Source organism: Mannheimia varigena (genome assembly GCF_013377235.1).
Lineage (GTDB): Bacteria > Pseudomonadota > Gammaproteobacteria > Enterobacterales > Pasteurellaceae > Mannheimia > Mannheimia varigena.
Genome location: NZ_CP016226.1, coordinates 773,610 through 787,356, shown reverse-complemented (window position 1 = coordinate 787,356; position 13,747 = coordinate 773,610). Strand labels below are relative to the sequence as shown.

Genomic DNA, 13,747 nt, shown 5'->3' with positions numbered 1-13,747 from the left:
TTATGGATAAAAAAATAAAATCGCGTATCCAAAAATTGGAGTTTTTGCTCAAACAGATGGATAAAATTCATTTGAGAGATGCTGCAAATATTTTGAATGTATCAGAGATGACTATTCGGCGTGATTTAAATACAGAAACAGGCTCAGTTGTTTTATTAGGTGGCTATATTGTGAGGGATCCTCAAAAAAATAGTGATAATAACAATTATCAGATTTTTGAGCAGGAAACCAAACATATTGCCGAAAAAATGGAAGTAGGACGGTTAGCTGCAGAATTAGTGAAAGAAGGAGATGTTGTTTTTTTTGATTGTGGGTCCACAATTCCTTTTATTGCTTCTCAAATTGATGCTTCAATAAAATTTACTGCACTTTGTTGCTCCATTAATACTTTTATGGTGTTGCAGGAGAAACCACATTGTGAAGTTATTTTATGTGGTGGAAATTATTCTCGAAACAATTCGTTTTTAGTACCTATTCAGCTTAAAAATGAATTAGATGTTATTTGTACAACAAAGGCTTTTATTTCTGCAGCTGGAATTGATGCTAAAAAAGGGGTAACTTGTTTTAATTTTGATGAGGCTAAAACAAAAGAAAAGGCAATGGAAAAAACTAAAGAGTCTATATTAGTTATTGATTCCTCAAAAATTAACCAGGTTCAAAAAGCGTATATTAATGATATTAATAAATTTGATAGAATTGTGTGTGATCAGCCACTACCTAGCATTTTTTTTAGTAAAATTGAATAACATCTATAGAATTTAAAGGCTGTATTTTATGTTTTAAATACAGCCCTTATTGAATTAAGCTTCAATTCCTTCGAATAAAAGCGTACTTAAATAACGCTCTGATGCAGAAGGTAAAATCACTACGATAAGCTTGTCTGCAAATTCAGGAAGTTTAGCAATGCGATCTGCTGCTGCAACTGCCGCCCCTGATGAAATTCCGCCTAAAATACCTTCTTCAGCCATTAAACGGCGTGCTGTTGCAAGGGCTTCTTCGCTAGACACTTGTTCTACACGATCCACTAAAGATAAATCTAAGTTTTTCGGAATAAAGCCAGCACCGATACCTTGGATTTTGTGTGGGCCCGGTTTCACTTCTTCACCGTTTAAGGTTTGGGTGATGACTGGCGATTCTGAAGGCTCTACCGCCACAGAAATAATCTGTTTACCCTTGTCTTGTTTAATCGCACGAGAAACACCGGTAATAGTACCGCCGGTTCCCACACCTGCCACTAACACATCAATTTTACCTTCAGTCGCCGCCCAAATTTCAGGGCCGGTAGTTTGTTGGTGGATAGCTGGGTTAGCCGGGTTTTCAAACTGTTTTAATGTCACATAGCGGTTTGGATCAGAGGCTGCGATCTCTTCTGCTTTCGCAATCGCCCCTTTCATACCTTTCGCCCCTTCGGTAAGCACTAAATTTACACCTAAACCACGTAATAAACGCTTGCGTTCGGTACTCATTGTTTCAGGCATTGTAAGGGTTAATTTGTATCCACGAGCTGCTGCCACATAGGCAAGAGCGATGCCAGTGTTACCGCTGGTTGCATCAACGATTTCCTTATCTTTTGTTAAAATACCGTCTTTTTCCGCTTGCCACACCATATTTGCACCGATACGGCATTTTACGCTAAAGCTCGGGTTACGCCCTTCCACTTTAACCACGATATTGCCGTTACCGAAATTTTTTAAACGTACAAGTGGGGTGTTGCCGATGGAGTATGAGTTGTCTGCATAGATAGTCATAGAAAATTCCTCTTAAAGTAGGTATTAAAATTTGATTTCATCATACTGATTTTTTTGAGCTTGGCTAGTAGCGGAAATTTATTTTATATAACCAAATGGAATATTGCAGAGGGGAAGCAAGCGGTCAAATTTTGAGGATTTTTTGCAAAAATCCGACAAAATCCAACCGCTTGTGGTAGGCAATAATGTTAAATATGGGCTTTATTAATTAAGAATTGTGTCAGTAACGAAACCGGTCTGCCGGTTGCCCCTTTCGCAGCCCCTGATTTCCACGCTGTGCCGGCAATATCTAAGTGAGCCCAAGTGTATTTTTTAGTGAAGTTGGCGAGGAATTGCCCTGCGGTAATCGCCCCCCCCAAACGCCCGCCAATGTTGGCGAGATCGGCAAAATTAGATTTGAGCTGCTCTTGATATTCCTCGCCCAACGGTAAACGCCACGCTTTGTCATCGGCTTGCTCGGCGGCAGATAAAAGCTCATTCGCTAAGCTGTTAGATGGTGACATCAATCCGCTGTTGTGGTTGCCGAGTGCGATCATACAAGCCCCCGTGAGAGTTGCGATATCGATGACCAGCTCCGGCTCGAAACGTTCTACATAGGTGAGGGCATCGCATAGCACCAAACGTCCTTCCGCATCGGTATTCAACACTTCCACGGTTAGCCCCGACATTGTGGTGAGAATATCGCCCGGGCGGTACGCTTTGCCGTCCACTGCATTTTCGCAACCCGCTAACAGCCCAATCACGTTAAGCGGTAATTTCATCTCTGCAATCGCTTTCATTGTGCCGTAAACGCTGGCGGCTCCGCACATATCGTATTTCATTTCGTCCATTGCTTCTGCCGGTTTAATGGATAAACCGCCGGAGTCGAACGTCATTCCTTTACCGACTAACACAATCGGTTTCGCATTCGGATTTGGGCTGCCTTTGTATTCGATAACCGATAAAAACGCTTCGTTTTCAGAGGCTCGAGATACCGCCAAATAAGCGTTCATTCCCAATTCTGCCATCTGTTTTTCATCGACAATCGTGGTGGAAATCGCGCCATATTCCGTAGCAAGCCCTTTTGCTAATTCCGCAAGGTATTTCGGATTGCACACATTCGGTGGGCAGTTCGCTACATTTTTTGCATTTGTTACGCCTAAAGCGACCGCTTTACCGTGCTCTAACGCACGCTCGGCATCAGCTAAATCTTTGCGGTTCGCCACATTAAAAATCACACGGCGTAGTTCACGGCGAACTTCTGGTTTAATGCTTTTGAAATCGTTGTAGGCATATTGGGTTTCTTGGATAGCCTCCACCGCAAAACGGACATTCCAGTAAGGGCTTCTGCCTTTCACGTGCAGTTCGGTTAAGAAGCAAACCATCTCCATTGAGCCTGTGTCATTAATGGTTTGCATAGTTTTTTGGATAATTTGCTTATATTGGCGTTCGGTGAGTTCACGCTCCTTACCGCAACCGACCAAAAGCACTCGGTCTGCCGGCACATTCGGCACATTGTGTAGCAACAATGTTTGCCCAGCTTTACCCTCTAAATCACCTCGTCTAAGTAGCGAGCTAATATAGCCATTGCTTAATTTATCCAGTTGCTCGGCGGCGGTACAAAGTCGGCGAGGCTCATATACGCCCACTACCAAACATGCGGTTCTTTGTTTTTCAACACTGCCGTTTTTAACGCTAAATTCCATTATTCTTCCTCTAATTATGGTTTCATTTTGGGTAGAGTGATAAATAAATCCTTAGTATAAATAAAATTTTCAAAAATTTACGCTTTATATTGAAATATCCGTAAATTTTTTGGTCATATAGATGATTTTATTGGTTTTTCTTTTAGTTTGCTTACTTTATACTAGAAGAAATATTGAGATTTCAAGATTATGGGAGATAAATATGCGGTTTTTCGGTAAAACATTAATTATGAGTATGATTGGGGTGTTTATTCAGAACTCTGCGTTAGCCAACGATGATGCCCAAATTAGCCGCTATGAGCAGGCAAAGTTGCGCCTTTCTTATGAGGGCGATGTTGGTAATTTGCTTCAGCAACTTTCACAACGTTTGAAAGTAGGTTTTATTGCTTATGATATTGATACAGCTCGCAAGGTTTCTATTCAAAACACTGCTGAAACCTCTATTAAAAAGATAAATGAACAAATAGGACAACAGCTCTCCAATACTGATGTACGTTTTGAAAAAATAGGCGAGCGTTTATTTATGGTGATTTCAGCGAAAAATGCTGAACCCTTATTGAAAGATCTTCCTCAGCCTAAAGAGCAGTTTGTTGGGGACATTATTTTTGATGGCGAGCAGGCAGCATCTGAATCAACTCAAACTGAGGTAAGTTCAACATCTCAATCAGATGCAACAACAAAAGTTCAACATATTTTTAGTACGGCAACAGATAAAGAAAATATTGCAGCAGCAAAAAATAAAAAAGCCCCTCAATATAAAACTGTTACTAAGGAAAACTTGGGGTTAAAAAACATTCGGGTAACGCCATTAGGAACTTTCTTGATTTTTGATAGCCAAGTAGAGGCTGGAAAATTAACTGTAAAAGGAAATTTTGAAGAGTTAGCACAAGGAGAAAATATTATTGCAATTCTCCACCAAAAATCAGATGCGCCGGTTAAGATTGAAGTCGTAAATGAGCAAGGTAAAAAGTTAATCCTTGAGGCACATAAAGTAACATCATCTAAGAAATCAAAGAAATAAACAATGAATTTACGCACGCTTAGCCGTGCGTAATTTTTCTATAGATGATTTTTCTAGCTAAAAAAGGTATTATTACCAATTCGTATGAAGAACACTTTTGCAAAAAATTGTAAAAAAGAGACCGCTTGTTATAGCTAAGTGTGACTTAATATTTTAGACATTATAGATAGAGAAAAACTGTGATTTTAAGCCGATATTTAACTAAAGAGATATTTAAAAGCCAATTAGCGATATTGTTTATCCTACTGCTCATCTTTTTCTGCCAGCAATTAGTGCGAGTTTTGAGTTCTGCAGTAAGTGGTAAAGTACCGGCTGATTTAGTGGTTAGTTTGTTAGGATTAGGTATGCCGACAATGGCACAGCTTATGTTGCCATTGTCGCTTTTCATTGCTCTATTATTAACGCTTGGGCGTTTTTATGCCGAGAGTGAAATCACGGTGATGCGAGCCTGTGGGATAGGGCAAGGCTTATTAGTTAAAGTGGCGATGTTCTTGTCTATTTTTACTACTGCATTAGCGGTTTATAACGTCTTTTGGCTGACTCCTTGGGCGATTAACAAACAAAGTGAAATGCTAGCCGAAGCGAAAGCGAATCCACGTTTTGCCGCCCTTTCTGCTGGGCAGTTTATGTCGGCAGGCGGCTATGTACTATTTATTGATAGTATTGAAAATAACAGTTTAAACGATATTTATGTGTTCCAACCTGAACAACAGAAGAATAATAAACCTTCGGTAGTTGTGGCAGAGTCTGGTACTTTACAAGGTTTGCCAAATGGTGATCAGGTTTTAACGTTATCAGAAAGTAAGCGTTTTGAAGGGACGCCGAAAAGCCCAGATTTTCGTATTTCTCACTTTGAAAATTATTCCGCTTATTTAGGTTATCAAGATGTGGAATCAGACGAAAAATTAGTACAGCGAGCTGATTTCGCGAAGCTAATGGAAACTGACACTCCGGAGGCTAAAGCTGAATTACATTGGCGTTTAGCCTTGATTCTGGCGGTGCCGTTAATGGCATTATTAGCTGTGCCGATGAGTAGTGTAAACCCTCGACAAGGGCGTTTTGCTAAATTATTACCTGCATTACTACTTTATTTAATCTATTTCTTACTGCAAAGCTCGCTCAAATCATCAGGTGGCTCGGGCAAGCTAAATGCAGAGATTTTGATGCCGTTAGTCTCCGTTGCCTTTTTAATTTTAGGTATTGTGTTGAATATATGGAATGGTAAATTTATGTCTAAATTACGCTATCAGTTTAGTGCAAAAAAGCCAACGAATAAGGCGGTAGCATAATGAAAATTTTCTCAATGAATATTTTAGAACGCTACATTGGCAAAACGATTTTATCATCTATTTTCCTCACTCTTTTTTTGCTGATTGGGCTAGGGGCTATCATCAAATTTGTTGAGGAGTTTCGTGATGTAGGGCGAGGTTCTTATGATGGTTTGAAAGCAGCTTATTATACCTTTTTAACCATTCCAAGAGATATCGAAACCTTTTTCCCGATTGCGGCCTTATTAGGCTCACTATTAGGTTTAGGTAATCTTGCCAGCCGCAGTGAATTGGTGGTAATGCAAGCCTCTGGCTTTTCTCGTTTTAGAATTGGTTTAGCTGTAATGAAAACTGCATTGCCTCTGGTGCTTTTTACAATGATTATCGGCGAATGGGGTGTGCCGCAAACTGAACAATTTGCCCGTAATATGCGTTCTATTGCGCAAAGTGGCGGTTCGATGATTGCTACTAAAGACGGTTTTTGGGCGAAAGATGGTAATTCCTTTATCTACATTAAACGTATTAATAATGAAAAAAGCTTGAGCAATATTCTGATTTACGAATTTGGTGACAGTGAGCAAAAGCGTGAACTGAAATCAATTCTCAGAGCAGATTCGGCTAAATATAGTGATGATAAAGGTTGGAAGCTCTCTAAAGTGGAAAAATCGGAAGTGGGTGATAATCAGATTGAGCAGGCAAAACAGCCTGATCAAGTTTGGCAAACTAGCCTAACACCAAGCAAGCTTGGGATTGTATCACTCAAACCGGAATCACTCTCTATTTCGGGTTTGGCGGATTATGTCGGCTTCTTGAAAGATACCGGGCAAGATCCGAAACGCTTTGAAATTACGTTCTGGCGTAAAGTATTCCAGCCGATCTCAATGGCAGTGATGATGCTGCTTGCGATCTCCTTTATTTTCGGACCGCTTCGCAGCAGCACGATGGGGGCAAAAATTGTTATCGGGATTGTTGCCGGCTTTATGTTCTACGTGGCGAACATTGTATTTGGCAATTTAAGTCTTATTGCCACTTGGCTACCTGTGCCTGTTGGGGCATTAATTCCAAGTTTGCTCTGTTTAGTCATTGTTTGGTGGTTACTGAGCAAAAAACGTGATTAATTTTACAAGCGGTCATTTTTACAAAATTTTTTGCAAAGATGACCGCTTGAATATTCCTTTAAATCTTAATTCTACCTTAGCATTATGTCTGATTGTCGTTTCGTCCATTTAAAAGTTCACAGTGATTTCTCAATGATTAACGGTTTAGCCAAAGTGAAATCGTTAGTCAAAGCAGCTGTTGCCAATAATATGGTGGCAATGGGCTTAACCGACTTTACAAACTTCTGTGGCTTGGTGAAATTTTATGGCGAAGCACTGGGCTCAGGTATTAAACCGATTATCGGTGCTGACGTGTATGTCAAATCGGATACAGGTGGTGATAATTATTTTGAGCTAACGCTATTAGCTAAAAACAATATAGGATACCACAATATTACCCAAATTCTCTCCAAAGCCTATCAACAAGGCTACATTGAATTTCCAATGGTAGAGAGAGAATGGCTGGCTGAGCTGAATGAAGGCATTATTGTGCTTTCAGGTGGGAGAATGGGCGATGTGGGTAAAGCTTTACTTAAAGAAAATCTATCAGAAGCTGCTGAGAAACTCGCTTTTTATCAACAATATTATCCAAATCATTTTTATATGTCGGTTTGCCGTACAGGGCGAGCAGACGAAGAACGCTACATTAAACAAGCGGTCGAATTTTCCCAAAAAAATGCAATTCCTTTAGTGGCGGTGAATGATGTTGTTTTCTTAAAAGAAGATGACTTTGATGCTCACGAAATCCGCGTGGCAATTCACGACAGCTATACTTTAGATGATCCGAAACGCCCGAAAAAATATTCTCCAAAGCAATATTTCCGCTCAGAAGAGGAAATGTGCAAGCTGTTTGCAGACTTACCGAGTGCCTTAGCTAATACGGTGGAAATTGCGAAACGCTGCTCAGTGACGGTGCGTTTGGGCGAATATTTCCTACCAAATTTCCCGACAGGTGAGCTTTCAACCGAAGATTTTTTAGTAAAAAAATCTCGAGAAGGTTTAGAAGAACGCCTTGAGTTTTTATTTCCTGAGCCTGAAGAAAGAGTTAACAAGCGGGCAGTTTATGACGAAAGATTGCAAGTTGAATTAGATGTTATCAACCAAATGGGCTTCCCAGGTTATTTCTTGATCGTGATGGAGTTTATTCAATGGTCGAAAGATAACGATATTCCGGTTGGTCCGGGGCGAGGCTCGGGAGCGGGCTCGTTGGTTGCTTATGCATTAAAAATTACCGACCTTGATCCGCTGGAATTTGACTTGCTTTTCGAGCGTTTCTTAAATCCTGAACGGGTTTCAATGCCCGATTTTGATGTGGACTTCTGTATGGACGGCCGAGATCGCGTGATCGAACACGTGGCGGAAACTTACGGTCGCCAAGCGGTATCACAAATTATTACCTTCGGAACGATGGCGGCAAAAGCAGTAATTCGAGATGTAGGGCGAGTGTTGGGGCATCCGTATAGCTTTGTGGACAGAATTTCCAAGCTGATTCCGCCCGATCCGGGAATGACACTAGAAAAAGCTTTTGCCGCTGAGCCAAAACTCCCTGAGCTGTACGAGGCTGATGAAGAAGTTAAAGATCTAATCGATATGGCTCGCAAGCTTGAGGGCGTAACCCGAAATGCCGGTAAGCACGCAGGGGGAGTGGTGATTGCCCCAACAGCAATTACCGATTTCTCACCACTCTATTGCGATAGCGAAGGTTTGCACCCGGTTACCCATTTCGATAAAAACGATGTGGAATATGCAGGCTTGGTGAAATTCGACTTCTTAGGCTTGCGTACGCTCACCATCATTAAATGGGCGTTGGAGATGATCAACGAGCGTTTAGCCCGTGAAAGCAAAGAACCAATTCGGATTGAAACTATTCCGCTTGATGACAAAAAATCCTTCGACTTATTGCTAGCAGCGAAAACCACAGCTGTGTTCCAGCTTGAAAGCCGAGGAATGAAAGATTTGATTTCCCGCCTCAAGCCTGACTGTTTTGAGGATATTATCGCTCTTGTAGCCTTGTTCCGACCAGGTCCGCTGGAGTCGGGAATGGTGCAGAACTTTATCGACCGTAAACACGGCAAAGAAGAGGTTTCTTACCCTGATCCTGAATATCAGCACGAGTGCCTACAGCCGATTTTGGAGCCGACTTACGGCGTAATTGTTTACCAAGAACAAGTAATGCAAATTGCTCAAGAGCTGGCAGGCTATACCCTCGGTGGAGCGGACTTACTTCGCCGTGCGATGGGTAAGAAAAAGCCGGAAGAGATGGCAGCTCAACGTGAAGTTTTTGAAAAAGGGGCAGAATCGAAAGGGATTGATGGTAAATTAGCCGGGGCAATTTTTGATTTAGTAGAAAAATTCGCCGGCTATGGCTTCAACAAATCTCACTCCGCAGCCTACGCTTTGGTTTCCTACCAAACGCTTTGGTTAAAAGCTCACTACCCGGCTGAATTTATGGCGGCGGTAATGACTTCTGAGATGGACAATACCGACAAAATCGTGGGCTTCTATGATGAGTGTATCAATATGGGGCTCACCGTTGTACCGCCGGATGTGAACAGCGGAAAACACCGTTTCAGCGTGAATGAAAAAGGCGAAATTGTCTATGGTTTGGGGGCAATTAAAGGCGTGGGCGAAGGCCCAATTGAAGCAATTTTAGAGGCACGTAACAAAGACGGGCGTTTTAAAGATCTGTTTGATCTGACGGCTCGGGTCGATTTAAGAAAAATCAACCGCCGAACCTTTGAAAGCCTGATTATGTCAGGAGCGTTCGACAAATTAGGCCCGCACCGTGCTGCCTTGATGAAAAATCTCGAAGATGCGTTGAAAGCTTCAGATCAACATAGCAAAATGGAAGAACTTGGGCAGAGCGATATGTTTGGCGTGCTGACCGAAACCCCTGAAGAAGTGCAAAATGCCTATGCCAATACGCCAAAATGGTCGGAACAAACTATTTTAGACGGCGAACGTGCAACATTAGGGCTATATTTAAGCGGTCACCCAATCGGTAGATTTTTGAAAGAGCTGTCGCACTATTCGCCAAATCGCTTAAATGAGTTACAACCAACTTTCCGTGGGCAAATGGCGACTGTTTCTGGTATGGTAATGGCATCTCGAGTAGCGGTTACCAAGCGTGGCAGCCGTATTGGGATTGCAACTATTGAAGACCGTTCGGGTAAACTCGATATTACGCTTTTCTCTGAGGCATTAGAGAATTTCGGGCATTTAATGCAGCAAGATCAGGTTATTGTTGCCAGCGGCTCGATTCAATTTGATGATTTCAGCGGCGGCTTGAAAATGTCGGCAAGAGAGGTGCTTTCCCTTGATGAGGCGAGATCCCGATTTGCAAAAAGTTTGGCATTGGCAATTAGCCAAGAACAGCTATCTGCAACTTTTATCAAAAAAATGACCGCTATCATCACCCCTTATAAGGAAGGAACACTACCGCTACACTTCTACTATCAAAGCCCGGAAGGGCGTGTATTGCTAAAAGGCGGCGTAGAATGGAGGGTAACGCCAAACGAGCAAATGTTCTCTGAGCTCAAAGCGTTGTTGGGGGAAAATTCGGTGGAGTTAGAGTTTGAGTAGAGGAAAAATAAAAGGTGGGAGTTTCCCACCTTCGTTTTATGCGATTATTTGTATTTTTTGTGATACTCACGCTTAATCATTTCAAGCTCTGAAACCATCATTTTGGCTTCTTGTAACTCACCAGCTTTGGCTTTTTCGTCTGCTTTTTTCACCACATCAATTAATTTCTGCATTCCAGCTTGATAATCTTCAGCCGCCGCTTTGTCGCCCTCTACGCTGTTAGGCAAAATTGCTTTGGTTTTCTCAGTAATTTCAATGAAATCTTTGGCGATTGCCTGAAAATCTTCCGCACTGCCGGCTCTCATTAATTTGCTGGCGTTCATATTCATCTGCATCATTTCCATTTTGATGCTTTGAGCTTGGCTTAACGCCGAAAATGCAAGCAAGCTTGTTGCTAAAATAAGTTTAAGTTTCATCGCTTTGTTCCCCACAAAAAGTGTAAATAAAAGAGCTTAAAGAAGCGAATTGTATGGATTAACTTGCCAATATGCAAGATTTCTTAGAAAATAGACCGCTTACGCTTTCCCTTGTTGGAAAGTCCTGACTTGTTATCAGAAAAGAGATTACCTATGACTTTAAAATATGCCAAACCTGAGCTGCTTTCGCCAGCCGGTTCATTAAAAAATATGCGTTACGCTTTTGCTTATGGAGCCGATGCGATTTACGCCGGTCAGCCACGTTACAGCTTGCGTGTGCGTAACAACGAATTTAACCACGAAAATTTAAAAATTGCGATTGATGAAGCTCACGCTCTCGGTAAAAAATTCTATGTGGTAGTGAATATCGCCCCACACAACTCCAAGCTCAAAACCTTCATCAAAGATTTAAAAGTGGTGGTGGATATGAAGCCGGACGCATTGATTATGTCTGATCCGGGCTTGATTATGTTAGTGCGTGAAAACTTCCCTGAAATGGATATTCACCTTTCCGTGCAAGCAAATGCGGTGAACTGGGCAACGGTGAAATTCTGGCATCAAATGGGTTTAACTCGTGTGATTTTATCCCGTGAATTATCCCTTGAAGAAATCGAAGAAATTCGCCAACAAGTGCCGGAAATGGAGCTGGAAATTTTCGTTCACGGTGCGTTATGTATGGCGTATTCAGGTCGTTGTTTGCTTTCAGGCTACATCAACAAACGTGACCCGAACCAAGGCACTTGCACCAATGCGTGCCGTTGGGAATACAAAATGGAAGAGGGTAAAGTGGACGAAGTCGGTCAGATCGTGCCGAAATATGAGCCGGAAATTGAAGTAAAGAACATTGCTCCAACCTTAGGCTCAGGCGAAGCGACCGACAAAGTGTTCCTCTACACCGAATCACAACGCCCTGACGAGCAAATGACCGCTTTTGAAGATGAGCACGGCACCTATTTTATGAACTCGAAAGACTTGCGTGCAGTGCAGCACGTTGAGCGTTTAACCCAAATGGGCGTACATTCTCTGAAAATTGAAGGGCGTACCAAATCGTTCTACTACTGTGCGAGAACCGCTCAAGTTTACCGTAAAGCGATTGATGATGCTGCCGCTGGTAAGCCGTTTGATGAGTCGTTATTAGATACGCTCGAAAGCCTAGCACACCGTGGCTACACCGAAGGTTTCCTACGCCGCCACACGCACGATGAATATCAAAATTACGAATACGGCTATTCGATCTCCGAACGCCAACAATTTGTCGGCGAATTTACTGGTAAACGCAATGAGCAAGGTATGGCAGAAGTCGCCGTAAAAAATAAATTCTTAGTGGGCGATTCAGTGGAAATGATGACGCCAAAAGGCAACATTGTATTCAAAATCGAACGTATGCTAAACCGCAAAAACGAAAGCGTAGAAGCCGCCCTTGGGGACGGACATTTCGTCTTTTTAGATGTGCCGCAAGACATTGATTTGGATTTTGCCCTATTAATGCGTAATTTGGTGAAGGCTAATACTCGCAATCCACATCAAGCCTAATTTCAGTTAAAATAATGTAAACCACGAAATCCAAACTATTTCGTGGTTTATTTTTAGGTATAATAAGGCTGATTTGCAAAAAAATTAGAAAAAAAGACCGCTTGTAAGGAAAATAAATGCTCCGTTTACTCTATATCTGCTTAAGTTATTTATTACAGCCCGTGATTTTGCTTTTGATGTGGTACAAAGGGCGTAAACAGCCGGCTTACCGTAAGCGATTGTGGGAGCGTTATGGTGTTTATGACGAGGCGGAAAAGCCGAAAGCCAAGGGAGTAGTGATTCACGCTGCTTCTGTAGGTGAAGTGATTGCGGCAACACCGCTAATCAAAGCGATTGGCAAACAATATCCGGATTTACCACTTATTGTTACAACAGTTACACCAACAGGCTCGGATCGTGTGATGTCCGCTTTTGGCGATTCAGTTTCGCATTTTTATCTGCCTTACGATTTGCCTGATGCGGTGGAGCGATTTTTAAATTTTATCGATCCAAAGATGATGATCGTGATTGAAACCGAGTTATGGCCGAATTTGATCCGCAAAGTACATTTACGTAATATTCCGTTTGTGATTGCCAATGCAAGGCTTTCTCCTCGTTCAGCTAAACGTTATGGTTGGATTAGAGGCAGTATAAAAGATATGCTTAATCAAATTTCGCTTATCTTGGCACAAGATGAAGTGAGTAAAGATCGTTATTTAGCACTAGGCTATAATCCTGCCAAAATGGTAAATACGGGCAACCTTAAATTTGATTTGGAAATTACGCCAGAGCTACACCAAAGCGTACTAAAAACAAAGTCAGCTCTGAATTTACGGACAAGACCAGTTTGGATTGCAGGTAGTACGCACGAAGGTGAAGAAAAATTGATTTTAGAAGCGCATCAAATGTTATTGAATAAGTATCCGGATTTGGTATTGATTTTAGTGCCGAGGCACCCCGAACGTTTTAAGTTAGTCGAGCTTTTGGTTAAAAAATCAGGTTTGGATTATGTAAAACGCTCAGGACATAAGGCATTAAATCAAGACACCAAGGTCCTGTTAGGCGATACAATGGGCGAAATGATGTTACTATACGGGCTTTCTGATATTGCTTTTGTTGGTGGTAGTTTAGTTAAACATGGCGGACATAATCCGCTTGAACCAATCGCTTTTAATATACCTGTTATTTCAGGACTATTTACCTACAATTTTCCGGAAGTATTTGAAAAATTGAGGGAAGTGAAAGGCGTGATTGAGGTTGAAAGTTCTGCGGAAGCCTTAGCTGAATGTATCCAGTTATTATTAACTCAACCACAAATCGGGCGAGACATAGCCGCGTCAGGTTTTAGTGTATTACAAGAAAACCAAGGAGCGTTAAAACGGCATTTGGAACTGTTAAGCCCCTATTTAGAGAAATAG

Annotated in this window: 10 protein-coding genes; 7 read left to right on the top strand and 3 right to left on the bottom strand. The window is 41.8% G+C overall.

What is annotated here, in order from left to right; genetic code table 11:
- Positions 1-2: 2 nt before the first annotated feature.
- Positions 3-746: a DNA-binding transcriptional repressor DeoR gene (gene deoR, locus A6B40_RS03510; protein WP_025248026.1), complete on the top strand. Its 744-nt coding sequence runs from the start codon at positions 3-5 to the stop codon at positions 744-746.
- Between the two features lie 54 nt (positions 747-800).
- On the opposite strand, the gene cysK is transcribed toward deoR, so the two are convergent.
- Positions 801-1,748: a cysteine synthase A gene (cysK, locus tag A6B40_RS03505; RefSeq protein ID WP_025248025.1), complete on the bottom strand. Its 948-nt coding sequence runs from the start codon at positions 1,746-1,748 to the stop codon at positions 801-803.
- Positions 1,749-1,936: 188 nt separating this feature from the next.
- The gene (gene pepA / locus A6B40_RS03500) at positions 1,937-3,433 is read right to left on the bottom strand and encodes a leucyl aminopeptidase (protein WP_176671583.1); all 1,497 of its coding nucleotides are present in this window, start codon (positions 3,431-3,433) and stop codon (positions 1,937-1,939) included.
- 121 nt (positions 3,434-3,554) lie between these two features.
- Here pepA and A6B40_RS03495 point away from each other — a divergent pair, with 121 nt between their 5' ends.
- The 4 genes from A6B40_RS03495 to dnaE all read left to right on the top strand — a co-directional run bounded on the left by A6B40_RS03495 (position 3,555) and on the right by dnaE (position 10,401).
- Positions 3,555-4,454: a hypothetical protein gene (locus tag A6B40_RS03495; RefSeq protein ID WP_236966874.1), complete on the top strand. Its 900-nt coding sequence runs from the start codon at positions 3,555-3,557 to the stop codon at positions 4,452-4,454.
- Between the two features lie 179 nt (positions 4,455-4,633).
- A complete protein-coding gene (lptF, locus tag A6B40_RS03490; RefSeq protein ID WP_025217750.1) occupies positions 4,634-5,743 on the top strand; it encodes an LPS export ABC transporter permease LptF in 1,110 nt (369 codons plus the stop codon).
- Positions 5,743-6,840, top strand: coding sequence for an LPS export ABC transporter permease LptG (lptG, locus tag A6B40_RS03485; protein WP_025217749.1), 1,098 nt, complete (start codon positions 5,743-5,745; stop codon positions 6,838-6,840). Before lptF ends, lptG begins: the two co-directional genes overlap by 1 nt.
- 84 nt (positions 6,841-6,924) lie before the next feature.
- On the top strand, positions 6,925-10,401 hold the full coding sequence (dnaE, locus tag A6B40_RS03480) for a DNA polymerase III subunit alpha (RefSeq protein ID WP_176671582.1): 3,477 nt from the start codon (positions 6,925-6,927) through the stop codon (positions 10,399-10,401).
- A gap of 44 nt (positions 10,402-10,445) precedes the next feature.
- On the opposite strand, the gene A6B40_RS03475 is transcribed toward dnaE, so the two are convergent.
- Positions 10,446-10,817, bottom strand: a complete 372-nt coding sequence (locus tag A6B40_RS03475; RefSeq protein ID WP_176671581.1) for a cytochrome b562 — start codon at positions 10,815-10,817, stop codon at positions 10,446-10,448.
- Positions 10,818-10,970: 153 nt separating this feature from the next.
- Between A6B40_RS03475 and trhP the strand changes: the two genes are divergently transcribed.
- Both trhP and waaA read left to right on the top strand, forming a co-directional pair.
- A complete protein-coding gene (trhP, locus tag A6B40_RS03470) occupies positions 10,971-12,350 on the top strand; it encodes a prephenate-dependent tRNA uridine(34) hydroxylase TrhP (RefSeq protein WP_138317168.1) in 1,380 nt (459 codons plus the stop codon).
- 116 nt (positions 12,351-12,466) lie between these two features.
- Positions 12,467-13,747: a lipid IV(A) 3-deoxy-D-manno-octulosonic acid transferase gene (gene waaA / locus A6B40_RS03465; protein WP_176671580.1), complete on the top strand. Its 1,281-nt coding sequence runs from the start codon at positions 12,467-12,469 to the stop codon at positions 13,745-13,747.